General features: G+C 54.8%; 20 protein-coding genes and 1 pseudogene. 7 read left to right on the forward strand and 14 right to left on the reverse strand.

The genetic code is table 11. The annotated features are described in order from the left end of the window. The first annotated feature begins 15 nt into the window (after positions 1-15). Complete coding sequence (gene degQ, locus ENTMO_RS0121730) at positions 16-1,383, forward strand: serine endoprotease DegQ (protein ID WP_010436128.1); 1,368 nt, start codon at positions 16-18, stop codon at positions 1,381-1,383. Positions 1,384-1,475: 92 nt separating this feature from the next. Beyond that, entirely contained in the window at positions 1,476-2,543 is a 1,068-nt protein-coding gene (gene degS / locus ENTMO_RS0121735) for an outer membrane-stress sensor serine endopeptidase DegS (protein WP_010436129.1), read from the forward strand. 87 nt (positions 2,544-2,630) lie between these two features. Here degS and mdh read toward each other — a convergent pair whose 3' ends face one another. After that, entirely contained in the window at positions 2,631-3,569 is a 939-nt protein-coding gene (gene mdh, locus ENTMO_RS0121740) for a malate dehydrogenase (protein ID WP_010436131.1), read from the reverse strand. Between the two features lie 398 nt (positions 3,570-3,967). Between mdh and argR the strand changes: the two genes are divergently transcribed. After that, positions 3,968-4,438, forward strand: a complete 471-nt coding sequence (gene argR / locus ENTMO_RS0121745) for a transcriptional regulator ArgR (RefSeq protein WP_010436133.1) — start codon at positions 3,968-3,970, stop codon at positions 4,436-4,438. Between the two features lie 374 nt (positions 4,439-4,812). Then, entirely contained in the window at positions 4,813-5,076 is a 264-nt protein-coding gene (yhcN, locus tag ENTMO_RS0121750; protein WP_010436136.1) for a peroxide/acid stress response protein YhcN, read from the forward strand. 58 nt (positions 5,077-5,134) lie between these two features. On the opposite strand, the gene ENTMO_RS0121755 is transcribed toward yhcN, so the two are convergent. The 5 genes from ENTMO_RS0121755 to aaeX all read right to left on the reverse strand — a co-directional run bounded on the left by ENTMO_RS0121755 (position 5,135) and on the right by aaeX (position 10,112). Next, positions 5,135-5,407 (reverse strand): barstar family protein, encoded by a 273-nt coding sequence (locus ENTMO_RS0121755; protein WP_010436138.1) that lies wholly within the window; start codon positions 5,405-5,407, stop codon positions 5,135-5,137. 45 nt (positions 5,408-5,452) lie between these two features. Further along, positions 5,453-6,907 (reverse strand): NAD-dependent succinate-semialdehyde dehydrogenase, encoded by a 1,455-nt coding sequence (locus ENTMO_RS0121760; RefSeq protein ID WP_010436140.1) that lies wholly within the window; start codon positions 6,905-6,907, stop codon positions 5,453-5,455. A gap of 88 nt (positions 6,908-6,995) precedes the next feature. Further along, the gene (aaeB, locus tag ENTMO_RS0121765; protein ID WP_010436142.1) at positions 6,996-8,963 is read right to left on the reverse strand and encodes a p-hydroxybenzoic acid efflux pump subunit AaeB; all 1,968 of its coding nucleotides are present in this window, start codon (positions 8,961-8,963) and stop codon (positions 6,996-6,998) included. A gap of 5 nt (positions 8,964-8,968) precedes the next feature. After that, entirely contained in the window at positions 8,969-9,901 is a 933-nt protein-coding gene (aaeA, locus tag ENTMO_RS0121770) for a p-hydroxybenzoic acid efflux pump subunit AaeA (protein WP_010436143.1), read from the reverse strand. 7 nt (positions 9,902-9,908) lie between these two features. Next, positions 9,909-10,112 carry a p-hydroxybenzoic acid efflux pump operon protein AaeX gene (gene aaeX / locus ENTMO_RS0121775; protein WP_003860416.1) on the reverse strand — a complete coding sequence of 68 codons (204 nt, stop codon included), beginning with the start codon at positions 10,110-10,112 and terminating at the stop codon, positions 9,909-9,911. A gap of 179 nt (positions 10,113-10,291) precedes the next feature. On the opposite strand from aaeX, the pseudogene aaeR reads away from it, so the two are divergent. After that, positions 10,292-11,219: pseudogene (gene aaeR, locus ENTMO_RS24435) on the forward strand (HTH-type transcriptional activator AaeR). A gap of 219 nt (positions 11,220-11,438) precedes the next feature. Continuing rightward, entirely contained in the window at positions 11,439-12,053 is a 615-nt protein-coding gene (locus ENTMO_RS0121785) for a YagU family protein (protein ID WP_010436150.1), read from the forward strand. Between the two features lie 46 nt (positions 12,054-12,099). Here ENTMO_RS0121785 and tldD read toward each other — a convergent pair whose 3' ends face one another. The 8 genes from tldD to csrD all read right to left on the reverse strand — a co-directional run bounded on the left by tldD (position 12,100) and on the right by csrD (position 24,354). After that, the gene (tldD, locus tag ENTMO_RS0121790; protein WP_010436151.1) at positions 12,100-13,545 is read right to left on the reverse strand and encodes a metalloprotease TldD; all 1,446 of its coding nucleotides are present in this window, start codon (positions 13,543-13,545) and stop codon (positions 12,100-12,102) included. Between the two features lie 84 nt (positions 13,546-13,629). Further along, the gene (yhdP, locus tag ENTMO_RS0121795) at positions 13,630-17,430 is read right to left on the reverse strand and encodes an AsmA2 domain-containing protein YhdP (protein ID WP_010436153.1); all 3,801 of its coding nucleotides are present in this window, start codon (positions 17,428-17,430) and stop codon (positions 13,630-13,632) included. A gap of 42 nt (positions 17,431-17,472) precedes the next feature. Beyond that, on the reverse strand, positions 17,473-18,942 hold the full coding sequence (gene rng, locus ENTMO_RS0121800; protein WP_010436156.1) for a ribonuclease G: 1,470 nt from the start codon (positions 18,940-18,942) through the stop codon (positions 17,473-17,475). Further along, the gene (locus ENTMO_RS0121805; protein WP_010436158.1) at positions 18,932-19,525 is read right to left on the reverse strand and encodes a Maf family protein; all 594 of its coding nucleotides are present in this window, start codon (positions 19,523-19,525) and stop codon (positions 18,932-18,934) included. The genes rng and ENTMO_RS0121805 overlap by 11 nt, the downstream gene beginning before the upstream one ends. Positions 19,526-19,534: 9 nt before the next feature. Continuing rightward, a complete protein-coding gene (gene mreD, locus ENTMO_RS0121810; protein ID WP_010436160.1) occupies positions 19,535-20,023 on the reverse strand; it encodes a rod shape-determining protein MreD in 489 nt (162 codons plus the stop codon). After that, entirely contained in the window at positions 20,023-21,027 is a 1,005-nt protein-coding gene (gene mreC / locus ENTMO_RS0121815) for a rod shape-determining protein MreC (RefSeq protein ID WP_010436162.1), read from the reverse strand. The genes mreD and mreC overlap by 1 nt, the downstream gene beginning before the upstream one ends. Before the next feature lie 61 nt (positions 21,028-21,088). Then, on the reverse strand, positions 21,089-22,132 hold the full coding sequence (gene mreB / locus ENTMO_RS0121820; RefSeq protein WP_000913396.1) for a rod shape-determining protein MreB: 1,044 nt from the start codon (positions 22,130-22,132) through the stop codon (positions 21,089-21,091). A 281-nt stretch (positions 22,133-22,413) separates the two neighbouring features. Further along, entirely contained in the window at positions 22,414-24,354 is a 1,941-nt protein-coding gene (gene csrD, locus ENTMO_RS0121825; protein ID WP_010436164.1) for an RNase E specificity factor CsrD, read from the reverse strand. A 185-nt stretch (positions 24,355-24,539) separates the two neighbouring features. Between csrD and acuI the strand changes: the two genes are divergently transcribed. After that, complete coding sequence (acuI, locus tag ENTMO_RS0121830; RefSeq protein ID WP_010436166.1) at positions 24,540-25,514, forward strand: acrylyl-CoA reductase (NADPH); 975 nt, start codon at positions 24,540-24,542, stop codon at positions 25,512-25,514. The last annotated feature ends 56 nt before the right edge of the window (positions 25,515-25,570 follow it).

Genomic DNA, 25,570 nt, shown 5'->3' on the forward strand with positions numbered 1-25,570 from the left:
CGAGAGTCAGCATCAATGAAGAAAAAAAACCAGCTGTTGAGCGCTTTAGCGTTAAGTGTCGGGTTATCTCTCTCGGCGTCCTTTCCTGCCCACGCGGCACTGCCTTCGCAGGTGCCGGGACAGGCAGCCATTCCTAGCCTCGCGCCGATGCTGGAAAAAGTGCTGCCCGCCGTGGTCAGCGTCCAGGTCGAAGGCACCGCGCGGCAAAGCCAGCGCGTGCCGGAAGAACTGAAGAAATACTTCGGTGATGAATCTCCCGACCAGCAGGCGCAGCCATTTGAAGGACTGGGCTCTGGGGTGATCATTGATGCGGCCAAGGGCTATATCCTGACCAACAACCACGTGATCAGTCAGGCGGATAAGATCAGCGTCCAGCTCAATGATGGCCGCGAATTTGACGCCAAACTGATCGGCGGCGATGACCAGAGCGATATTGCGCTGCTGCAGATCCTAAAACCCAGCAACCTGACGCAGATTACCATTGCGGACTCCGACACGCTGCGCGTGGGCGATTTTGCCGTCGCCGTCGGTAACCCTTTCGGCCTGGGCCAGACTGCCACCTCCGGGATCGTCTCCGCACTTGGGCGCAGCGGCCTGAACCTGGAAGGGCTGGAAAACTTTATTCAAACCGACGCGTCTATTAACCGCGGTAACTCGGGTGGTGCCCTGCTCAACCTGAACGGTGAGCTTATTGGTATCAACACGGCGATCCTCGCGCCCGGCGGCGGCAGTATCGGGATTGGCTTTGCCATACCGAGCAATATGGCCAAAACCCTGTCTCAACAGCTCATTCAGTTTGGTGAAGTCAAACGTGGACTGCTGGGCATCAAAGGGATGGAGATGAGCGCGGATATCGCCAAAGCCTTTAACGTCAACGTCCAGCGCGGCGCGTTTGTCAGCGAAGTGCTGCCAAATTCCGGGTCGGCGAAAGCAGGCGTGAAATCCGGCGATGTCATCGTCAGCCTGAACGATAAACCGCTGAACAGCTTCGCAGAACTGCGTTCTCGCATTGCCACCACCGAGCCTGGCGCCAAAGTGAAACTCGGTTTGATTCGCGACGGCAAACCGCTGGACGTTGAAGTCACGCTGGATAAGAGCACCTCCTCTTCCGCCAGCGCGGAGCTGATCGCCCCGGCCCTGCAAGGCGCGACGTTGAGCGACGGCCAGCTAAAAGACGGCACGAAAGGCATTACTATTGATACCGTCGAGAAGAGCAGCCCTGCCGCACAGGCGGGATTGCATCAGGATGATGTCATCATCGGCGTGAACCGCACTCGCGTGCAATCTATTGCAGAAATGCGCAAGGTGCTGGAAAGTAAGCCAACGGTCATTGCCCTGCAGGTTATGCGTGGCAAAGAGACTATCTATATTTTATTGCGCTAAGCATTTGCGACCCCGGACATCACCGCTGCATGTGATGTCCGGATAACTCATGTTATGCTGCAAACCGTTCATTTTTTAACGACACGCGCATCATGCTTTTAAAGCTCTTTCGTTCCATTGCTATCGGTTTGATCGTTGCTGCCCTGCTGTTGGTGGCTATGCCGTCTTTGCGTCAGTTCAACAAACTGACGGCCCCCCAGTTTGACAGTACGGATGAAACGCCTGCCACTTACAATCAGGCTGTTCGCCGTGCCGCACCCGCCGTGGTCAACGTTTATAACCGAGGACTGAATACCTCGGCCCATAACCAGCTGGAGATCCGCACGCTCGGCTCCGGCGTAATTATGGATGAACGTGGCTACATCATTACCAACAAGCACGTGATTAACGATGCCGACCAGATTATCGTCGCCTTGCAGGATGGTCGCGTATTTGAAGCGTTACTCGTGGGCTCGGACAGCCTGACCGACCTGGCGGTTCTTAAGATCAACGCCACGGGCGGCCTGCCCACCATTCCGATCAACCGTAAACGCACGCCACATATTGGCGACGTCGTGTTGGCGATAGGTAACCCGTACAACCTGGGCCAGACCATTACCCAGGGGATTATCAGCGCCACCGGTCGAATCGGCCTGAACCCGTCTGGGCGGCAGAATTTCCTTCAGACCGATGCCTCTATCAACCACGGTAACTCCGGCGGCGCGCTGGTGAACTCACTGGGTGAGCTCATGGGCATCAACACCCTCTCGTTCGATAAGAGTAACGATGGCGAGACGCCGGAAGGGATTGGTTTTGCGATTCCATTCCAGCTGGCAACCAAGATCATGGACAAGCTCATTCGCGACGGGCGCGTGATCCGTGGCTACATTGGTATTGGTGGACGTGAAATTGCGCCGATGCATACCCAGGGCGGTGGGATCGACCAGATTCAGGGGATTGTGGTGAATGAAGTGTCGCCAGGTGGCCCGGCCGCTAATGCGGGTATTCAGGTTAATGATGTCATTGTGTCGGTTAATGGCACGCCAGCAGTTTCTGCTCTCGAAACGATGGATCAGGTGGCGGAAATCCGACCTGGCTCAATCATCCCTGTTGAAGTCATGCGGAATGATAAGAAGCTGACGATTCAGGTGACGATTCAGGAATACCCGGCGACAAACTGATGTGTATAAAAAAACCGAAGCACAGGCTTCGGTTTTTTTTGCCGGGTAGCGCTTACGCTTACCCGGACTACAAAGGGAGAGAACGTTTTACTTGTTAACGAACTCTTCGCCCAGAGTGATATCTTTCTTCAGCGTATCCAGCATGCCTTCCATCGCGTTTTGTTCAAACGCGCTCAGCGTACCAATGGATTTACGCTCTTCAATACCGTTTTTGCCCAGCAGCAGCGGCTGAGAGAAGAAGCGAGCGTGTTCGCCGTCGCCTTCAACGTAAGCGCATTCAACAACATTTTTCTCGCCCTGCAGAGCACGAACCAGAGACAGACCGAAACGCGCCGCCGCCTGACCCATAGACAGGGTTGCTGATCCGCCACCCGCCTTCGCTTCCACCACTTCGGTGCCCGCGTTCTGGATGCGTTTAGTCAGGTCAGCCACTTCCTGCTCGGTGAAGCTCACGCCTGGGATCTGCGACAGCAGAGGCAGGATCGTCACGCCAGAGTGACCACCGATAACCGGCACTTCCACTTCCGTTGGCTGCTTGCCTTTCAGCTCAGCGACGAAGGTGTTTGAACGGATGATATCCAGCGTGGTCACGCCGAACAGTTTATTCTTGTCGTAAACACCCGCTTTCTTCAGCACTTCTGCTGCGATAGCGACGGTGGTGTTCACCGGGTTAGTGATGATACCGATACAGGCTTTCGGGCAGATTTCAGCGATCTGCTGAACCAGGTTTTTCACGATGCCCGCGTTGACGTTAAACAGGTCAGAACGATCCATACCAGGTTTACGTGCCACACCCGCAGAGATCAGTACGACGTCAGCACCCTGCAGCGCAGGGCGCGCATCTTCACCGGAGAAGCCTTTGATTTTCACAGCGGTCGGGATGTGGCTCAGGTCAACCGCCACACCTGGGGTTACCGGAGCAATATCGTACAGGGAGAGTTCTGAGCCTGAAGGCAGTTGGGTTTTCAGTAGTAGGGCAAGCGCCTGGCCGATACCACCAGCAGCGCCGAGGACTGCAACTTTCATCCTAAACTCCTTATTATGGTTAACTTTAAGTATCTGTAACTCCGTTGCGGCGACCATAATTCAGCGAGTAAATAATTACAATTTTCGTAGCTAAAGAATTTGAGGTCGCGCGTCTTTCACCTTCGCCTGAATGCTATCGGGCAGCGGGCAGCAACGAAATAAGAGGTGGTTACAATACACCTTGCCACGCCACCAAAACAACATCATTTTGATAACATTTAATTTACTTTTAAGCTTATTTGCGCGGCGTGACCCAGGCATGTTTTCCGATAACGAAATCTGATAAAATCGCTCCCTTTCATAACATTATTTCAGCCTGGCACCAGGTAGATAGTTTGCATAAAAATTCATCCACATGCATAATAATGTTGTTTCTATCGTCATATTCCGGGTGACTTATGCGAAGCTCGTCTAAGCAAGAAGAATTAGTGAAGGCGTTTAAAGCGCTACTCAAAGAAGAGAAATTCAGTTCTCAGGGAGAAATTGTTCAGGCGTTGCAGGAACAAGGCTTCGAAAACATCAATCAGTCGAAAGTCTCCCGTATGTTAACCAAGTTTGGCGCAGTGCGTACCCGCAATGCCAAAATGGAAATGGTCTATTGCCTGCCTGCTGAACTTGGCGTGCCGACCACCTCCAGCCCGCTGAAGAACCTGGTCCTCGACATCGACTATAACGATGCCGTAGTGGTTATCCACACCAGCCCGGGCGCGGCGCAGCTGATTGCTCGCCTGCTGGACTCATTAGGTAAAGCGGAAGGTATCCTCGGCACCATCGCCGGTGATGACACCATCTTTACCACCCCGGCAAACGGTTTTTCGGTGAAAGATCTCTACGAAGCGATTCTGGTCCTGTTCGAACAGGAACTGTAATCCTCCTCCCCGCGGCCTGCTGCGGGGATTGTTCTGCCCCCGTTACGTTATCCCCTTTTTTCTACTGCCTTTTACTTTGACAAATAGTGCTTTTTACCAGCCACTAACATTCACCTGGTGAATACTAAGGCGCAAAACCGCACAAAATATCAAAGTACTATATCCGTATGATTTTATTGACTTTAGCATCACGAATTGATGATAAAGTAACCATTTTTATGCATTTTGGTTATATAAATCTTATCCGTTAACACGCAATAACACATGAAACAATTAGTCTGGTATTAATTTATCACGTTATTAGTGTATACTTGATTTTGTGATGAGGGTCACAAAGCAAGACCCCACTAAAAAATTCGACGAGGTAAAGAATCATGAAAATCAAAACTACTGTAGCGGCTCTGAGTATCCTGTCTGTCCTGTCATTCGGCGCTTTTGCGGCTGATTCCATCAACGCAGATCAGGCGCAATCCCGTGAGGCAATCGGCACGGTGTCTATTGGCGCGGTCGGTACGTCTCCGATGGATATGCATGAGATGCTGAACAAGAAAGCGGAAGAAAAAGGTGCATCCTCTTATCGCATCATCGAGGCGCGTAGCGGTGACACCTGGCACGCAACTGCTGAACTGTATAAATAAACCCTCGTCGTATCTGCGCATACGACTTGCCCCTGGCCTCACGGTCAGGGGCTTTTTTTTAATGTCGCGCATTAAAACGCAACTGTCCTTCCAGCTCTTCTTCGGCTTCATCAAACAGCAGGATCAGCGCGCCAAAGCGTCTGCGCAGCTTGTCGGGCAAATGAATGAACTCGATCTCCAGCGGTAAGGGCAACTGACTGCCGGTAACCACATCCCACAGCGTATCCAGATTGGTGACGCTTTCCCGCTCCAGGTTGAATACCCGGGTAAATTCTCGATAAAAGTCGTCCTGACTGTCGATTTCGTCAAAATCAAAGGTATACGTTTTCATTGCCAGCCACCCGGTACAGGCGGGCGGAATATGCCGCCCTGTCTATTATAATCCCCCGATATGCAGGGTTTTGACTTCCAGAAACTCTTCCAGCCCCAGCACGGAACCTTCGCGCCCCAGCCCGGACTCTTTTACGCCGCCAAACGGTCCCAGTTCGGTGGAGACGGCACACTCGTTAATCCCAATCATCCCGCTTTCAATCGCCTGTGAGACGCGGAACACGCGCGACAGATTCTGAGTGTAGAAATAGGCTGCCAGCCCGTAAGGCGTGTTGTTGGCGCGCATAATCACTTCATCTTCCGACGTAAACCGGAAGCAGGCTGCCACCGGGCCAAACGTCTCCTCTTCCGCCAGCTTCATTCCTTCATGACAATCACCGAGTACCGTGGGCACCCAGAAGTTGCCGCCGAGGGAATGCGCTTTGCCGCCTGCCAGCACCGTGGCGCCTTTTGCAACGGCATCTTCCACATGTTCGCGTACTTTATCGACGGCGGAACCGTCAATCAGCGGGCCAACAACGACGCCCTCTTCCAGACCGTTGCCGACTTTCAATGCCTTTACCGCATCGGCGAGCTGGTTCACAAACTTGTCATAGACCGTTTCCTGAATATAAAAACGGTTTACGCTGACGCAGACCTGCCCGGCATTGCGAAACTTGTTCGCAATCGCGCCCTTAACGGCTGCATCAATATCCGCATCCTCAAAAACGATATAGGGCGCATTGCCCCCCAGCTCCATTGACACTTTCTTCATCGTCTCGGCAGCGTTGCGCACCAGGGTTTTCCCCACAGAGGTTGACCCGGTGAACGACATTTTGCGCACATCATGGCTGGCCATGATGGCGTCGCTGATTTCATGCGTATTGCCCGCCACCGCATTGAGTACGCCGTCTGGCACACCGGCCTGCTTCGCCAGTGTGAGCAGTGCAAAAGCGCTCAGCGGAGTATTGTTGGCGGGTTTGATCACGCCGGTACAGCCTGCGGCCAACGCCGGACCGAGCTTGCGGGTGAGCATCGCCATAGGGAAGTTCCACGGCGTAATGGCGGCAACCACGCCGATAGGTTCGCGGGTCGCCAGAATGCGGGAGCCGGGTTTAACCGGAGGGATAATTTCACCGTTCGCGCGCTTGGCCTGCTCAGCAAACCACTGGATAAAGCTGGCGGCATACTCCACTTCGCCCTCGGCTTCTTTCAGGGGCTTGCCCTGTTCGGTGGTCATTAGCCGTCCAAGCCAGCTTTTGTTTTCGATAATCAGCTCATACCAGCGGTAGAGGATCGTCGAACGCTCCTTCGCGGTTTTGGCACGCCACGCGGGGAAGGCTTTGGTCGCGGCGGCAATCGCTTCTTCGGTTTCCGCTTTACCGGCTTTCGCCACTTTGGCGATCACCTCACCTGTCGCCGGGTTCAGCACGTCAAACGTAGTGTCGAGTGTTTTCCAGATGCCGTTAACAAGATATCCGTTTTGAAAAAGAATGTTGTCCTGGAGAGCCTGGGTAGTCATGTGTCCTCCCTTCCTGAATGTAAGAGCCTGCAGAACTAAGTATAGCCACAAAAAAACCGACGCTTTTGGCGTCGGTTTTTAAGCTCACTTAATTGTCAGTCAGGACACTCTGGTAGCGATGCAGCATGAAGACCAATCGCCCAACCGGCTCGGTTACCTGAGGCGGCGCGTTCCAGACCTTAAGCTTCTCCTGGTAGATGTCTAACTCTTCAAGCAGCTGTTTAAAATAGCGACGTCGTTTGTCATCACTGGACGCCGCGATCACATGGTCGGCCGTGTGGCGCAACTGGCGGTGAAAGGCAGACAGATCATCGTTAACCGGCACAGGCGCATTCCGCAGGCGCTGGTGCGCGATGATCATGGTTAATGCCAGACGGAACCTGGCAACGTCCCCCGGAAATTTATTGAGCAGCAGGAACAGCTGCTGATAAAGCGCCGGAAGGTGGTTCTCTTTACGGCGTGCGGCGTTGGTTGTCATGGATGATACGGCAGCCGAAACAAACTGATTCAACAGCACACGACCGGTCCGCGCCTGAGAGTTATCCCGCACCAGCAGAATCACCATCATCGCCAGGAAACAGCCCACCAGCTGACCTAACGCGCTGTCGAGGAACTGGCTGAAATGGAAAGTCATCGGGTTATCCAGCACAATAATGTTAATGGTACTGGCCAGCGCCCCCAGCGATCCCAGACGGCGCTTCTGCACTTCTATCCCAATAAAGAATGCCATTACCGCCAGGCTAATGCAGAGCAGAAGCATGCTTTGCTGCGTCGATGGAATAATCACCAGGAAGTAGAGCGCACCAATGGGCAGTGCGGCAATGGTGCCGTAGAGAAAATCGATAGCGACCATGCGCGGGTTGGGCAGACGCATCGCCAGTGCGGTAACGACGGCAATCATGACCATCGCACCGCTACCGGACGTCCAGCCGGTCCACAGCCAGAACAGCGTGCCGAGCATGCAGGCCAGCGTGGTACGCCAGAAGTTGACCATGGCATGATGGCGCTCGGCGGATTCCGGCTTAATCACCACTTCGCCCTGCAGCACCTCTTCTTCCGCCGCGCTGATTTTGGTATTACCCGTCACACCACGCTTAAGCAGCAGGTAACGCGTCGCGGCCCCAACCCAGGTATAAATCGTCACCGGCGTATCGCGCTCCCCCGTCCAGGCGATAACGCGACGCATGCGTTTGAGCTGTCGGTGCACGTCTTGCACCGTTTCGACCGGCTCGTCAAAGAGCTCACGGAACGTGTCCGTTACCACCTCCGGGCGGGTATTCTGAATCAGATAGGTTTCGCACGCCTGGGTGATCAGCGTTAAGGAAACGGTATTGATCGCTTTCAGGCGACGGTTGGCGCGTTCCCAGCGTGAAGATTCCATATTGAGGTTGCTGCGCATCCCCTCCAGCGCCTGTGTGCGGCGCACCAGGCCGCTCCACGCTTTATCGACCTCTTCGCTGTCACCGTGCTTGATGCACAACTGCATCAGCTGGTACTGGGCAACAATCAGCGCGTCGAGCTCACGGTCCACTTCTTGCTTGATGGAGCGCGGGGAGAAAAGCAGGTCCGCAACGATCGCGCAGACGATACCAATCACAATCTCGCTGCAGCGTTCAACCGCAAACTGCGGCGCAAGCAGCGGTTCGGACTGAATGGTGATGACAATGATCAGCGCGGTATAGCCCGCCAGCCCCCATGCGTAGGAGTTTTCAACTTTGACCAGCGACGAGACCCAGGTGCAGAACCCTGCCCAGATACAGCACACCATGATCATCAGCAGAGGGGTGCGGATCATCAAAATAATGATGGTGAGCGCGGCGAAACAGCCGATAAACGTCCCGACGATACGCAGCATACCGCGGTAGCGGATCGCGCCAGAGTAGGGTTCACCGCCCGCGGCAAAGGCGGGGCCAGCCGCAACGATAGCTGCCGTCAGCACCGCCCAACGGGGCGTTTCCAGCTGGAAGTGAAAACCGACAAACAGCGCCAGCACGATGGCACATGCCAGCTTCACGGCGAAGCGAATGTGCTGGCTGGCGATGGAAAAGATACCCATAACGATTAACCAAACTCGCGCAGGCGGTGGGCGATTTTACGGAAAATGGAGTCCTGGCTGGCATCTCGGTCTTTTTCCCCGGTGATGACCACCGTTGCCGTGGTGCCCGCAGGCCACAGGTTTCCCTGCTGCTCATCAAGATGGATACGTACCGGCACGCGCTGCGCCAGACGGACCCATTCCAGGTTAGAATCCACCGTCGCCATCCCTTTGGTATCGTTAGAGCTGCTGGAGTTAGTCACCCCTGCGGCAACGCTGTCGACGGTGCCTTTAAACACACGGTTGCTGCCGAGCGGCGTGATCTCTGCGCGATACCCTGGACGTACCCCTTCCAGCTTGGTCTCTTCCATATAGGCGAGCACGTAGAAAGAGTGCTGATTAACCAGCGCTACGGCGGTAGAGCCACGGGTAATGAATTCCCCGGCATAGACGTTCAGGTTGGTGACCCAGCCATCGGACGGCGCGCGGATCACAGTGCGTTCGAGATCGAGCTTCGCCAGATCGCGCGTTGCTTGCGCTTTCGCCAGCTGGTGCAGCACGGTTTGCAGCACGTTGTTGGACTGGTCAATCTCTTCGCGGGACATTGCCTGAACGCCCAGTTGGTTACGGCGACCGGCTTCACGGCGTTTCTCCGCAGCCAGCGCCTGGTAATAGGCCACGTCCGCTTCCGCTTCTTCTAACGCTTTTTGATAGCGGGGCTGGTCAATAGTGAACAGAACCTGATCTTTTTTCACCAGTTGGTTATCGTGGACGTTAACCGCGGTGATAAGACCGGCCACGTCGGGGGCAATCGCCACCACATCGGCGCTGAAACGCGCATCGCGCGTCCACGGTGATTCAGTGTAATAAACCCAGGCGCGGAAAATGGCGATAAACGCCAGAACGACCAGCGCCATGGTGATGGCAGTGCGGGAGACTTTTCTTATTAGCGTTTTCACATCAACCTCAGACAAACATGCGCGATATCAGATAGAACAGGCAGCAATACAGCGCGGTATTGAACAATGCAGGGTGCCAGACGAAATCGTAGATCCCGGTAGGAACCAGCACCTTGCGCACCAGCCAGAAGATCGCCAGTGATAAAAGAAGCTCGAAAAATATCGGTGGGAACGACAGACCGAACACCACGATTACAGGAAACAGACTCATGTTGACCTTGATAAGAGAGAGTGCAGGCTTCAGATTTTTTTAGCGCACGCCATCGCAGGAGAGCAAGAAACGCCGGGCGAGAATGGCGCAGCCATTATGTAATTAATAATATATTAACGTAACTGTTATGCTGTTATCTATAATATGTGATCTAAATCACTTTTAAGCCAGAGTGAACAATGGAACGTTTAAAACGCATGTCCGTCTTCGCCAAAGTGGTGGAGCTCGGCTCATTTACCGCCGCTGCGCGTCAATTGCAGATGAGTGTCTCTTCCATCAGCCAGACGGTGTCAAAACTGGAAGATGAGTTGCAGGTGAAGCTGCTCAACCGCAGTACCCGCAGCATTGGCCTGACGGAAGCCGGTAAAATTTATTACCAGGGCTGCCGCAGAATGATGCACGAAGTGCAGGATGTGCACGAACAGCTCTACGCCTTCAATAACACCCCCATCGGCACACTGCGCATTGGGTGTTCTTCAACTATGGCACAAAATGTTCTCGCTGCCATGACGGCGGAAATGCTGAAAGAGTATCCGGGTTTAACGGTGAATCTGGTGACGGGCATCCCCTGCGCCGGACCTGATCGCCGACGGATTAGATGTGGTGATCCGCGTCGGGGCATTACAAGATTCAAGCCTCTTTTCGCGTCGGCTGGGGAGCATGCCGATGGTGGTCTGCGCCTCAAAAAGCTATCTGGCGCAGTACGGCGTTCCGGAGAAGCCTGCCGATCTCAGCAACCACTCGTGGCTGGAATACAGCGTGCGCCCGGACAACGAATTCGAACTGATTGCCCCGGAGGGGATCTCCACTAAACTGCTGCCGGAAGGCCGGTTCGTCACCAACGATCCGATGACTATCTCCCGCTGGCTGGTCGCCGGGGCCGGGATCGCTTACGTGCCGCTGATGTGGGTGATCAATGAGATCAACAGCGGCGTACTGGAGATCCTCTTCCCGCGTTACCAGTCCGATCCGCGTCCGGTCTACGCTCTGTATACCGAGAAGGACAAACTGCCTCTCAAAGTACAGGTGTGTATTAACTATCTGACCGAGTATTTTGTCGAAGTGGCGGAGCTTTTTCAGGGGATGCGCGGCAGAAGAAAGGAGTAATAAAGTTATCGCCATAATAATATTTGGCATGAATATTTCCCGGATGATACTCACATTCATTCAGGAATAATTCCGCCCTCCTCTCAGGAATGGCTAATTGACACTTCCGCCACCCGCCCTTTACCTTATAAGCAGTCTGAGCATCAGACTGTTATATATTTGTTACCAACATGAATAATAAAATGTATTTCGCAGGATGACGTTAAACAAGGAAAAGAGATGAATATATTCGAACAAACACCGCCTTCGCGCAGGCGCTATGGACTCGCCGCGTTCATTGGTTTGATTGCCGGGATTGTCTCCGCGTTTGTCAAATGGGGAGCCGAGGTGCCGCTTCCGCCACGCAGCCCGACTGATTTATTTACCGGCGCATGCGGGCCAGAGCAATTATTACGGGCTGCAAGTCAGATTGACTGTTCCCGCAATTTTTTAAACCCACCTTATGTCTTTTTACGCGACTGGCTGGGCGTCGTCGATCCTAATGCGGCGGTTTATACATTTGCCGGGCATATATTTAACTGGGTTGGCGTAACACATATTATTTTCTCAATCGTGTTCGCCGTAGGTTATTGTGTAGTTGCTGAAGTCTTCCCGAAAATTAAACTTTGGCAGGGTTTGCTGGCGGGTGCGTTAGCTCAGCTTTTTGTTCATATGATCTCCTTCCCGCTGATGGGGCTGACGCCACCGCTGTTTGAGCTGCCGTGGTATGAACACGTGTCAGAGATCGTGGGCCATCTGGTCTGGTTCTGGTCGATCGAAATCATTCGCCGTGATTTGCGTAATCGCATCACTCACGAGCCGGATCCGGAGATACCGCTGGGTAACTTACGTTAAAAAAAAGGCGCTACATCAGTAGCGCCTTTTTTTATGCATGGTCAGGTCAGGCTGTGCCGCCCACCGTCAGGTTGTCCACTTTCAGCGTTGGCTGGCCCACGCCAACCGGCAGGCTCTGGCCCTCTTTACCGCAGACGCCCACGCCGTTATCCAGCTTCAGATCGTTACCGACCATGGAGATCTGCTGCATGGCTTCAATACCGGAGCCAATCAGCGTCGCGCCTTTCACCGCTTTGGTCACTTTGCCTTTCTCGATCAGATACGCTTCTGACGTGGAGAAAACAAACTTACCGGAAGTGATGTCCACCTGGCCGCCGCCAAAGTTTGGCGCGAAGATCCCGTAATCGACGGATTCGATAATCTCCTGCGGTGTGGACTGGCCCGGCAGCATATAGGTGTTGGTCATGCGCGGCATCGGCAGGTGCGCGTAGGATTCACGACGGCCGTTGCCCGTCGGCGCAACGCCCATCAGGCGCGCGTTGAGTTTGTCCTGCATGTAGCCTTTCAGCACGCCGTTTTCAATCAGCACGTTGTACTGGCCTGGCGTACCTTCGTCGTCGATAGAAATCGAGCCGCGACGATCGAGCATGGTGCCATCATCCACTACAGTACACAGTTCAGAGGAGACGAGCTGCCCCATCTGACCGCTGAATACGGACGTCCCGCGACGGTTAAAGTCTCCTTCCAGACCGTGGCCCACCGCCTCGTGCAACAGCACGCCCGGCCAGCCAGCGCCCAGAACAACCGGGAATGATCCCGCGGGAGCCGCGACAGCTGAGAGATTCACCATTGCCATACGCACGGCTTCTTTTGCCCACGCGTCAGCGCGCGCTTCACCGCCGACGTCTCCAAGGAACCAGTCATAACCAAAACGACCGCCGCCGCCGCTTGAGCCACGCTCACGCTTGCCGTCGTCTTCGACCTGTACGCTAATGGAGAGACGCACCAGCGGACGCACATCAGCGGCCAGGGTTCCGTCAGTCGCTGCCACCAGAATCAGTTCATAGACGCCGCTCAGGCTGGCAGACACTTCCTGCACGCGTTTATCCGCAGCGCGCGCCACTTTGTCCACGCGACGCAGGATATCCAGCTTCTCTTCGCGGCTCATGCTCTGCAGCGGATCGATGCTGGTGTACAGCGCAGCGTGCTGCACTTCACCCAGGGTTTTCACGCGGCCATCACCCGTATCACGTACGATAGTACGCGCGGCCTGCGCGCTCTGCTCCAGAGCAGCCAGGCTAATCTGATCGGCATAGGCAAAACCGGTTTTTTCGCCGCTGACGGCACGCACGCCGACGCCCTGATCGATGTTATAAGAACCATCTTTAATGATGCTGTCTTCCAAAACCCAGGATTCGTGATAGCTCGACTGGAAATAGAGATCGCCGTAGTCGAGACGGCGTTCGGTCAGTTGACCAAGAATGGAGAACAGGTCCTGATGGCTCAGGCCGTTCGCTGCGAGCAAATGTTCACTTACCAGGTTCAGACTCATCGTATTGCTACTCGTTCGTTGCCGCCCGTGGCGGTAAAAAGATCGTATTTATTGAGAGTGAGGCAATTACCTGCCCACGTCAAATCATTGCTGTGCATCTTTGCGCGGCTGGCGCAGCACCTCGTTAATCTGCGGTTTATCGATCGGACCAGTGATGCGGTAGCGCAGAATCGAGACCTCGCTCCACAGTGGCCCCAACACTTTACTGGCGGCAAACACCGCCGCACCGACAATCGGGTTCACCACAAAGGCCGCCGCAACGCCCACGCTTGCGGAAATTTCCGGCGCCACCACGGCTTCCATATCCAGCTCGCGACGCACGAGGTTCACCGAGCCTTTCATGGCGATATCCGCTTCCAGGCCATCGACCAGCGTGTCGTCAGTGTGCAGAACGCCGTCCTTGATCCACGCCGTACTGCGAATGGAGTCATAGTAGAAACCTTCGCTGAAGGTGTCGCTAAAATCGAAGCGCAGCTTGCGTAGCAGGGCATCAAAACTCAGCAGGCGCAGGATCTGCCCGGCGCGCCCGGTGCTCACATCGGCAATTTCACCTTTGCCGAAGTGCGTTTTCAAGATGCCGTTTAGCGACGCTTCATCTGGCTTCCACGGTGCCGCGCGCCAGTGCAGATCGTAATTGACGTCAAATGACGAGCCGCGAAGCGGTGTGCTGATGCCAAAGAAGTTAGCCGCAGCGTCCAGCTTGTTGCCCTTGATGTCGCCTTTCAGCGAGGTGCGCTGCTCGCCTGGGTTATTGACCCATTCGCCCGCAGCCGTCAGGCGGCCAAAGCCGGTATCGACCAGCCCACCGGTCAGGCTCAACGTATTGCCTTTGATAGCAACATCTCCGTCAATGCGTCCGTATTTTTGCCCCCACAGCCAACATTCAGCGCAGCGTAGCTGCAGATCGGGCCAGCCGCTGAAATCAATGCGGGAAGCGTTACTGAACGGCGACGGGCCTGCGGCCTGGTCTTGACTGCTCGCGACTGTCGGGTTGTAGTAGAGGTAGCGGATCGCGGCCAGCCACGGCGCGTTATCGCGCATATTTAACGTGGCATTAATTTCCCTGCCCTGAGCCTCTACCTTTGTCCCGTTGCTCGTCGGCTGAGAGACAATGCTCAGGTTGTTCCACCGCTGTCCGCCCAGCGTCAGCGCAGGCGTGCGCAGGGTAATGGTCTGCGGGAACTGAGCGGTCTCGTCTACGTTCTGCCCCACGCCTTTCTGGAAGAGCGCCAGCCATTCGGCACCATCCATCGCCGGAAGGTTAAGTTCAATGCCTGCCTGTTCAGGCAGCGGCGGCGTGGTGCGGCTGTCAGTCGTCCAGATGGCCCTGTCGAGCGTAAGCTTACGGTTAAGCAGCCAGCGGCTGTTGAAGTGGTTTGTCTCGCCTGCGCTGCCGGTCAGCGCGAAGCTATTGAGGTTGCCATCAACGTTGAGTTTCACTGGCAGCGCCTGCCCGGCGTGTTTATCCAGCGGCGCGGGAAGCTGGCTGCTGATGTTTTTCAGGTCGCCAGTGATATCGACCTTATAGTGGGCGCCGGCGTGATAAGGCAGATCGATAGCGACCTTACCGTTCCAGGAAACGGCGCCATCCACCGATTGCGCGATTGGCTTCGGCAAAACATCCATTCTGGCAGGCTGCCAGTTAGCATCCAGATTAACCGCCACCTGATAGGCCTTTTCCCCTTCGGTGGTTGAGAAATCAATATTGACGGGCTGATTGAACCAGTTCGCTTTAAGTGGCTCACTCTTCAGGTTGCCGTTCACGAAGCTAAACTGCCCCGTGAGGTTTTTCAGCGTGCTGTCGAGCGGTTTGATGTACAGGCTATTGTTGTTCAGACGAACATCGCCTTTCGCGGTGGTCATCTCACCGTCCAGCGGGATATCCAGATGTAAGCGAGCACTTACATCGCCATCCAACTGTAGCTCCTGAAGGGTGGCTCCCAGTGAATCATCCAACGGCGTATCCTCAAAATACGGCCCAACCGCCTTGCCCGGGCCATTGATATCCGCATCAATAAGCAGCTTCTCTTTGGAATAGTCCGGGATATTTGCCGTCAGATTGCTGGCCGTCACGCCACCCAGCGCAACGCTGTCTGACTTCATCCACAATCCGTCATTGAGGAAGTTGAGTTCAATATCCAGATTTTTCAGCGCAGGCCAGCCCGGCTGGAAGGCAAAAGTGGCGTTGTGCAGCGGCACCAGCACCTGGAACTGGCCTTCATTATGCTTGTAAGGGAACAGATGCGGATTACCGCCATAGGCCAGCGTGGCATTATCCGCCTGCCCACCCTGGATCGCGCCGCTCAGGTAATCTACCAGCGCTTTGCCCATCAGGTTCTCCGGGAAGTAGCGCCAGGCCTGCGAGCCGTCGCTAGTGCTGATCCCTGCAAGAATACCCAGCCACGGCTCATCGCCTTCGGGCTTCAGATAGCGGAAATCCCCGCGTGCATGTACGGCTTTTGCTTTGACATCAATATCGCGGCCATCAAGCTGAAAACCTTTGTCATTTTTAAGCCAGCTCAGCGTAGCGTTGCCATGCTCGATTTCCAGCGGGGCGCGGAAGACGGTTTCATACGGCATTTTGGCGTCGTGCATATCGACCGTCAGCCTGCCGTTTTCCACGCTACCTTCCAGTTTGCCGCTGAAGTGTTCTGCGCCTGGCAGTAGTTTCCACTGCTTCCAGGCAAGGTCTTTCCATGTGGCCTGGAAGCGCGTTTTCTCCGTCGCCTGAAGCGGGATGTCCAGCCCCAGGGCGTCGATCGTTCCGCTCGGCTGCGTGGCCAGCCAGATCTCACCAAGGTCAGGCGAGAGTTTTGCGGCCATCGAGCGCAGCCCTTCGATGGCGGTCAGATCCAGATTGCTGGCTCGAATACGTAGCTCGTCACTGCGTTTGCTGCTTGCCCCGCCGACATCCTGTTCCGGCATCCAGGCCAGCGTCAGCGCACCGCGTGGCCACGGCTTGTTGTCCATGGTGATTCGCGTATCGGGAATAGCAAACTGCCAGCCTTCTTTCTCTTGGGTCACGTGCGCAGTGAGATTATCCACGGAAAGCTGATGCTGCTGGTTCTCCGCTTTCCAGCTCGCCCCCCCCTGCTTCAGCCAGATGTCGCCGCTGGCGAATTCCCCGTTTGTCAGCGTCATCCAGCCTTCAAGGCTGAAACGAGCGGTTTCCAGCTGCATGTTTTGCTGCAGCCAGTCACCCAGCCAGGGTTTCACATCCACATCGTCGGCCTGCAGCCAAACCTTACCGTTGTTCAGTAACCCATTGTCGTCACGCAGATCCATACGCACCTGCATCACGCCATGCTGCCCATTCAGGCTGGAGAGATTCACCTGTCCCTCGGCACGATGACGGTCTTTACCGTTCAGCCAGGTCAGCTGTGGGATCGCCAGCTCGGCACGTTGCCCCGAAAGGGTAATAAAGCTCACCTCGCTGTCGCGGAGATCAAAGTGATCGAACTGGCGCAGGAAGAGATCGCTGATGCGGTTGGTTTCCAGTCCCTGATCGCCCTCGCCACTGCGCAGCGGCGTATTGGTCAGGAACTGGAGTTGCCAGAAGGTAAGATCGCGAAACTGCCAGCGCAGATGCAGCAGGCTTTGCCAGACATCCAGCGCCAGCGTTACGCGTTTAATTTTCAGATGGCCGCCGTCTTTCAGGCTGGCATTGATATCCCGCGCATCGAGCGTTGGACCGAAGTTCTGCCAGCTCGCACTGATCTGGCTTACGTCCACCGGCACGCCGGTGGCGGATTCGATTTTCGCCAGCACCTGCGGGCGCCAGCTATCCAGATGCGGCAGAACGAGGCGTAGCCCGCTCACGAGCAACGCGACAATCACGACCAGCGTTGCCCCTGTAAGCAGTAAAATCCCCGGCAATCGCCTCACGCATCTCTCCTTGTCAGCTTTGGTCTCGCAGCGAACTGCGGTTTACATCATCACGACGTCAAACTGCTCCTGGTTATAGAGCGGTTCGATTTGTACTTTTACCTGCTTGCCGACAAAGATTTCCACTTCCGCCAGCGCGTGCGACTCTTCGCCTTTCAGGGCTTCCGCCACCGCAGGGGAAGCATAGACCAGAAAACGGTCTGAGTCGTAGGCATGATGGACACGTACGATTTCTCGCATGATTTCATAACAGACGGTCTCAACCGTCTTTACCGTACCGCGTCCGTGGCAGGTTGGACACTCGTTACACAGCACATGTTCCACACTTTCGCGCGTCCGTTTCCGGGTCATTTCCACCAGCCCCAGCTGAGAGAAGCCGTTGATGCTGGTTTTCACGCGATCTTTACTCAGCGCCTGCTCAAGCGAGTGCAGCACGCGACGGCGATGGTCTTCATTACTCATATCGATAAAGTCGATGATGATAATGCCGCCCAGATTGCGCAGACGAAGCTGGCGAGCAATGGCCTGCGTGGCTTCGATATTGGTGTTGAAGATGGTGTCATCCAGATTGCGATGGCCGACAAACGCCCCGGTGTTGATATCCACGGTCGTCATCGCTTCGGTCTGATCGATGATCAGATAGCCGCCGGATTTCAGCTCGACCTTACGCTCTAACGCGCGCTGGATTTCGTTTTCGACATCATAGAGATCGAAAATCGGCTGGCGGCCAGAGTAATGCTCCAGCAGGCCCGGCATTTCCGGGATGTACTCGGCGGTAAACTCCAGCAGGGCTTCATAGGTCAGGCGGGAATCCACGCGAATGCGGTCAAGTTGCGCGTCGGCGAAATCACGCAGAACACGCTGCGCGAGCGCCAGCTCACCGTACAGCTGATAGCGGGTCTGGTTGCGTTTTTTACGCTCCATCACTTTGGTCCAGACTCGCTTTAGGTAGGCCGCATCGGATGCCAGGTCTTCTTCGCTGATCCCTTCCGCGGCGGTACGGATGATAAACCCGCCCTGTTCGTCGCAGTAGGCGCTGACGACTTTTTTCAGACGTTCACGTTCGGTTTCGCTCTCAATACGTTGGGAAACCCCCACGTGCGATGCACCCGGCATAAAGACCAGGTAACGGGAAGGTAACGTGATGTCGGTGGTCAGGCGGGCACCTTTAGTACCCAGCGGATCTTTCACCACCTGCACCATCAGATCCTGGCCTTGACGCACCAGCTCGGAGATGTCGCGGACGGCAAACTGTTTTTGCTCTTCACCTGCCACACATTCGGTGTGCGGCATGATGTCGGAAGCATGAAGAAATGCCGCCTTATCGAGCCCAATATCTACAAAAGCCGCCTGCATACCCGGTAGTACACGACTGACACGACCTTTGTAGATATTGCCTACGATTCCGCGTCGCGCTTCACGCTCAATATGAATTTCCTGAAGAATGCCACCATCAATGTAGGCCACACGGGTTTCCGAGGGCGTTACGTTTACCAACAATTCAGCCGTCATAATTATCCCTTCCCTCACGCAGTGAGTTAAAATTGCTCAGCAACTCATACGTTTCCACCAGCGGTAAGCCGACTACGGCGTGATAGCTGCCATTAATCTTCCTGACAAAACAGCCACCCAACCCTTGAATACCGTATGCACCTGCTTTATCCATCGGTTCACCGCTGGCAATGTAAGCGGCGATCTCGTCGTCGGTAAGCACTCTGAACGTCACGTCCGTCACGACCAGGCAATCCAGCACGTTTTGACTGTCCGCCAGCGCAACGGCCGTCATCACCTGATGCGTTTGCCCGGACATTTTACGTAGCATTCGCGCTGCATGGTCAGCGTCATGCGGTTTCTCCACCACTTCCCCGTTAAGGATAACGATGGTATCCGCCCCCAGAACCGGAAGGTCACGCGGCGTTTGCACCACGCCAGCCTGCGCTTTTTCACGTGCCAGACGGGAAACATACTGCTGAGCACTTTCACCCTCAGCACGTTTCTCTTCAATACCCGTAACGATACGTTCAAAGGAGACGCCCAACTGAGTGAGCAACTCCTGACGACGCGGAGAACCAGAGGCAAGATAGATAGACGTCATAGAAACCTTTTACTGCACGGCAAACTGCTGGCGAATTTTACGCATCAGCAGGAACAGCCATGGCCAGAGCACACCGTTTACTACACTACTCCAGAACACTTCCGGTCGGAAAGAGACGTTGATCACTAAAAACTCTGCCCAGAAAACAACGATATCCGCAGCAAGTGACAACAACATCACCACCAGCGCCTGTTGCCAGAGCGCGAGGTTACGAAAGAGCTGGAATTTGAGTGCGACGAGGTACGCAATTATGCTCATGGATAACGCGCGTACGCCAAGCGTAGAGCCGCTAATGAGATCCAGTATGGCACCCATCACAAAACCTGTGCCCACATTTACGCGATGCGGCAGGGCGAGGATCCAGTAGAGCAAAATGAGCAATACCCAGTTTGGCCGGAAAACGAGGATGTCGTCCGGCCAGGGCATGATTTGCAGCAACAATGCGATAAGAAATGAGAGCCAGATAACCCAGCGTCCCTGGCTACGATAACTTGCCACTACTGCCCTCCACCCGACACTTGAGGTGGCGGTGGCGGCTGCGTTAATCCCGTAGCAGGAGCCGGTACAGGCGCAGGCGGCCCCATCGCGTCTGGCGCAGGAAGAACCTGAGGCATCATCTGCATCAGACGCTCATTTGCCACGCGATGCACATCTTCAGGCGTCATCGGATTGGCGCCGTTACGATCGGCCCCCCACAGCAGCAGGAGGTAGCGCAGACGCTGTAAACCGGCGGTCGGACGCGCCTGGATGACGGTATACGCACGTTGCGTATCCAGCTTCACGGAAGAGACAACCGCAACGGGATAGCCTTCAGGGAAGCGTCCGCCCAGACCTGACGTCACCAGCACGTCACCCACACGGATGTCCGTGTTGGCAGGCAGATGTTCGAGTTGCAGATCGTCCGTACAGCCGTTACCGGCCGCAATCACGCGAATGTCGTTACGCAGAACCTGAATCGGCAGCGCATGGGTGGCATCACAAATCAGCAGCACGCGGCTGGTCAGTTTGGCAACCGCCACGACCTGACCCACAACGCCTTTATCACTGATAACAGGCTGGCCTTCGTATACACCGTTGACGCTGCCTTTGTCGATCACCACCTGATCGCTGTAAGGATCGTTGACGGTAGAGATCACCTGCGTGACCATTTTCTGCTCATCCTGACGCAGCGGCGAGCCAAGCAGCTCGCGCAGACGCGCGTTTTCCTGCTTGTACTGTCCCAGCATCAGCAGTTCGCTGTTTTTCAGCAGCAGTTCCTGACGTAATGCCCGGTTTTCGAGTTCGAGTTGGTCGCGTGAAGACAGCGTTTGAGAAACGGAGTCGAGCAGTTCACGGGGACCATTTGATACAAAGTAGAAAGGACTGACGGCGGTATCCATGTACGTTCTGATCTGGCTGAACGTACCGAGGCGGCTATCGGCAATAATGACCCCAAGCGCAACCAGAACCGCCAGGATAAGGCGAAACTGTAGCGATGGGCCACGGCTAAAAATTGGCTTCATAGGCTATGCGTATTCTCGCGTCAGAGAGAAAGGGTAGCAATGCGCTACCCTTTCACAATGACTACTCTTCGCTGAACAAGTCGCCGCCGTGCATGTCGATCATTTCCAGCGCCTTGCCGCCACCACGGGCTACGCAAGTCAGTGGATCTTCTGCAACTACGACAGGAATTCCTGTCTCTTCCATTAACAGGCGGTCGAGGTTACGCAGCAGCGCACCACCACCGGTCAGAACCATACCGCGCTCGGAGATATCGGACGCCAGCTCTGGCGGGCACTGTTCCAGCGCAACCATTACCGCGCTCACAATACCGGTCAGCGGCTCTTGCAACGCTTCCAGGATTTCGTTGGAGTTCAGGGTAAAGCCGCGTGGAACGCCTTCAGCCAGGTTACGACCGCGAACTTCGATTTCGCGAACTTCATCGCCTGGGTAAGCAGAACCGATTTCGTGCTTAATACGCTCTGCGGTGGCTTCACCAATCAGAGAGCCGTAGTTACGGCGCACGTAATTAATGATGGCTTCGTCGAAACGGTCACCACCGATACGCACGGAAGAGGAGTACACCACGCCGTTCAGGGAGATAACGGCCACTTCAGTGGTACCACCACCGATATCCACCACCATAGAGCCGGTCGCTTCGGAAACAGGCAGACCCGCACCGATTGCCGCAGCCATTGGTTCTTCAATCAGGAACACTTCACGTGCACCGGCACCCTGTGCTGATTCACGGATTGCGCGACGTTCAACCTGAGTCGCGCCAACGGGCACACACACCAGCACACGCGGGCTTGGACGCATGAAGCTATTGCTGTGAACCTGCTTAATGAAGTGCTGAAGCATTTTTTCAGTCACGAAGAAGTCAGCGATAACGCCGTCTTTCATTGGGCGGATTGCGGCAATGTTGCCAGGGGTACGACCCAGCATCTGCTTCGCGTCATGACCCACTGCGGCCACGCTTTTTGGCGAGCCAGCACGATCCTGACGAATGGCCACAACAGAAGGCTCATTCAATACGATGCCTTGTCCTTTTACATAAATAAGGGTATTCGCGGTACCCAGGTCAATGGACAGGTCATTGGAAAACATGCCACGAAATTTTTTCAACATACTAAGGGATAATCCTGAAAGCTGGGGCGGAAAACAAAATCCGCTTACTTTACCAACCACACGCAGCAGCGACAAGGCGCAAAAATCATCTGCAGCGGTGAAAATTTGTGCAGTACGTTTCCTTTGTTACAAATGCATCCCCGGATTCCCTCAGGGCTGAGTAAACAGCAGCGTCCCTCATGTTCATTTGTAACCCGTTAAAGGTCGTTCACTGGCGTTTTGCTCGTCATACTCAAAGCTACAGGCGCGATATTCTACGTGAAAACAAATTAAACGGCAGGTCAAACAGAGTATCTTTGCAAATATTTTTTCACATTGGTGTCAAGCGGCTGAGAGGCGGCAAAAAAATCCCCCTGACCTCCTGTTACACCGCGCTCTGTCAACATCTGCCATTCACTTCGCGAACGCACGCCTGCGGCAAATACTTGTGTTTGCGTTCCTTTGCATGCTTCCACCAGGCTCTGTACCAGCAGCTGGTTTTCCGTGCGCTTTTCGATATTCCTTACCAGACCTGGATGTAACTTTAATAACTCAACATCCAGCTCCTTGATCCAACGGGTACTGACCAGCGTTAAACCGGCCTGCGTGACCGCTACTCGCGCACCCAACGCATTGATCAAACGCACCACCGGACGCAACCGGCTGATGTGTTGACCTACATCCGCCTCAGCAAGTTCAAAAATAATGCGTTTGCGTTGCGATTTTTCGCATTGCATTACAGTATCGCGCAGCCAGCGTTGAAAACGCGGGCGTATTAACGACTCTACGGTAACCTGTAATGCCAGGTTTTCTTCCGGCCAAAACGATAAAAACGGAATCACCCGGGTTATCTGCTGGCGGTCATACTCTTCAGATAATCCAAATTGCAGTACCATCGGCAGGTATTCAGCAGAAATAACCTCTTCCGAACCGTCAAAAATACGGCACATCAACTCGCGGTGGTGCACATTTCCATTTTTCAGGACCGCCGGTTTTTGATAGATCCGTGGCCCGCCACGACTGAGCATTTGCTCAATCAAAGTACGCCAGCGCACGTTCCCGCGTCCTTTTTCCGGCAGCGAATCGTCGTAAACCGCCCATCCGTTTGCGCCCTCCAAAACGGCGTTGCGGGTAGCGGCTTCCGCATGCTCCATCACCTGCTCAGTCGATTGCCCACCGCGCCAGGCACAGATCCCCATATGGACCATATCGTCTCTGTCGAGCATTTTGCTTTGCGGCAGCGCATCGACGGCTTTCAGTAGCTGGCTGGCGATACTTTCCGCCTCTTTCAACGTGCGGTGCGGCAATAACACGGCAAAGTCGCTCCGGTGATACCGTGCCAGCAGCGCCCCCGGGTAGCGCATGATAAAAGTAGACAGGAGATTGATCAGCGTAAAGAGGTTCTCTTCCGCCACACGCTGTCCCCAGGTGTCGCGCAGCAGATCGAAATCAGGCAAGCGGACCATCATGACTACGCCGTGGGTACCCACCTTTTCGGAGTCATCCAACAACGTCGCCAGCTGATTATCAAAAAAGAGACGGTTATTCAGACCTGTTTTATTATCCTGTGCCGCGTAAGAGCGGATTAGCGTGTCCATGCGGCTACGCTGGTCGCTGGCGAACTGGATTTCTGAGAGCAACACATCCAGTGCGCTACTGGTGCGCGTCGGCCATTCATAGACCGAACCCCGCACCTGCGGGCCACGCTCACCGTTCAGGATCCTTACTGAGCGTGTTTCAAGCAATTCTTGTCCGGCAAGCTGACGGCGCAACCAACGAACCGCCAGAAAAATAAGCAGCACGATAAAAGCAACAGCAATGGTGAGAGGCGCGGTGGTCATCAACGAGTGAAAATAGTTGGCCATCGGATCCTGATAGACCATGCGAATGGTCATACCCGGATGTTTAAGCGAATCGACCGTGACGACCCGATACTGACTGACCGTACCGGCTGGACGGTAGCTCCCCCGCCGGGTATGACTGAAAACGGTCTGCTTTCCCTGGACGATATCGACCCGAACAATATCAACAGGCACCATCAGCTCATCCAGCTCTGGCGACAGTGCCGGGAATGAAGTTGTAATCAAACGCGTATCAATAACCGATGCAACCGACTCTACCCGATTAACCAACTTGTCCTGGATGGCATTATAAAAACTTAAGGAGCAGCCAATCAGGGTGACAAAAATCGTTAACCCCGTTAGCAGGGTGATAAAAGCCGAGAACTTCGTCGTTAATCGCATCCTTGAGATTACTCCGTGGGTTGATGGGGTAGCGAGTAAGCGCTAACTTGCATTTGAGATGCGGCATACTACCAAATCGGGTGTATCTGGCAATTTATTGCGTTAAATCGGCATAGCGTTGCACTGAGCGAGTATAGTCTTCAGACGTTATTTTCCAATCATCTTAATCGTAATGGGGACCCTGTATGCAGGCTTTGATCTTAGAACAGCAGGACGGCAAAACGCTTGCCTCGGTGCAAGCCATTGAAGAGAGTCGACTGCCCGAAGGCGAAGTAACCGTCGATATCGACTGGTCCAGTTTAAATTACAAAGATGCACTGGCAATTACCGGTAAGGGTAAAATCATCCCAAATTTCCCGATGGTGCCAGGGATCGATTTTGCGGGCCGCGTGCATACCAGCGAAGATCCTCGCTTCCATGCGGGTCAGCAAGTACTGCTCACGGGCTGGGGCGTGGGAGAAAATCACTGGGGCGGGCTGGCCTCACAAGCCCGCGTGAAAGGTGACTGGCTGGTACCGCTGCCAAAAGGTCTGGATGGTCGCAAAGCGATGATCATCGGTACCGCAGGGTTTACCGCCATGCTGTGCGTGATGGCACTGGAAGATGCCGGTATTCGTCCAGAGTCCGGTGAGATTGTCGTGACCGGTGCCAGCGGTGGCGTGGGTAGCACGGCGGTGACGCTGCTGCACAAGTTGGGTTATCAGGTTGCTGCCGTGTCTGGCCGCGAAAGCACCCATGACTATCTGCGTCAACTCGGTGCCAACCGAATTCTGGGCCGTGACGAGTTTGCCGAAACTCGCCCGCTGGAAAAACAGATCTGGGCGGGAGCAGTGGATACCGTCGGTGACAAAGTCCTGGCGAAAGTGCTGGCGCAGATGAACTACGGCGGTTGCGTGGCGGCCTGTGGCCTGGCGGGCGGTTTTGCCCTGCCAACCACCGTGATGCCATTCATACTGCGTAACGTTCGCCTGCAAGGTGTAGATTCCGTGATGACCCCGTCTGCCCGTCGTACAGAAGCCTGGGAACGTCTGGCGCGTGACCTCCCTGAATCATTCTATACCCAGAGCGCCACCGAGATTACGCTCAGCCAGGCACCTGAATATGCCAGTAAAATCATGGATAACCAGTTCCACGGTCGTGCGCTGGTAAAAATTGCCTAATCTTCAATTTTTCGTGACATATTCGCGCTAACGCTTCTCCTCCGTCATGCTTAGAA

Source organism: Enterobacter mori LMG 25706 (assembly GCF_000211415.1).
GTDB classification, from domain to species: Bacteria; Pseudomonadota; Gammaproteobacteria; order Enterobacterales; family Enterobacteriaceae; genus Enterobacter; species Enterobacter mori.

Coding starts and splice junctions, on each gene's coding strand:
- degQ (WP_010436128.1), top strand. CDS start 16: ATGAAGAAAAAAAACCAGCTGTTGAGCGCTTTAGCGTTAAGTGTCGGG.
- degS (WP_010436129.1), top strand. CDS start 1,476: ATGCTTTTAAAGCTCTTTCGTTCCATTGCTATCGGTTTGATCGTTGCT.
- mdh (WP_010436131.1), bottom strand. CDS start 3,569: ATGAAAGTTGCAGTCCTCGGCGCTGCTGGTGGTATCGGCCAGGCGCTT.
- argR (WP_010436133.1), top strand. CDS start 3,968: ATGCGAAGCTCGTCTAAGCAAGAAGAATTAGTGAAGGCGTTTAAAGCG.
- yhcN (WP_010436136.1), top strand. CDS start 4,813: ATGAAAATCAAAACTACTGTAGCGGCTCTGAGTATCCTGTCTGTCCTG.
- ENTMO_RS0121755 (WP_010436138.1), bottom strand. CDS start 5,407: ATGAAAACGTATACCTTTGATTTTGACGAAATCGACAGTCAGGACGAC.
- ENTMO_RS0121760 (WP_010436140.1), bottom strand. CDS start 6,907: ATGACTACCCAGGCTCTCCAGGACAACATTCTTTTTCAAAACGGATAT.
- aaeB (WP_010436142.1), bottom strand. CDS start 8,963: ATGGGTATCTTTTCCATCGCCAGCCAGCACATTCGCTTCGCCGTGAAG.
- aaeX (WP_003860416.1), bottom strand. CDS start 10,112: ATGAGTCTGTTTCCTGTAATCGTGGTGTTCGGTCTGTCGTTCCCACCG.
- ENTMO_RS0121785 (WP_010436150.1), top strand. CDS start 11,439: ATGAATATATTCGAACAAACACCGCCTTCGCGCAGGCGCTATGGACTC.
- tldD (WP_010436151.1), bottom strand. CDS start 13,545: ATGAGTCTGAACCTGGTAAGTGAACATTTGCTCGCAGCGAACGGCCTG.
- rng (WP_010436156.1), bottom strand. CDS start 18,942: ATGACGGCTGAATTGTTGGTAAACGTAACGCCCTCGGAAACCCGTGTG.
- ENTMO_RS0121805 (WP_010436158.1), bottom strand. CDS start 19,525: ATGACGTCTATCTATCTTGCCTCTGGTTCTCCGCGTCGTCAGGAGTTG.
- mreC (WP_010436162.1), bottom strand. CDS start 21,027: ATGAAGCCAATTTTTAGCCGTGGCCCATCGCTACAGTTTCGCCTTATC.
- mreB (WP_000913396.1), bottom strand. CDS start 22,132: ATGTTGAAAAAATTTCGTGGCATGTTTTCCAATGACCTGTCCATTGAC.
- csrD (WP_010436164.1), bottom strand. CDS start 24,354: ATGCGATTAACGACGAAGTTCTCGGCTTTTATCACCCTGCTAACGGGG.
- acuI (WP_010436166.1), top strand. CDS start 24,540: ATGCAGGCTTTGATCTTAGAACAGCAGGACGGCAAAACGCTTGCCTCG.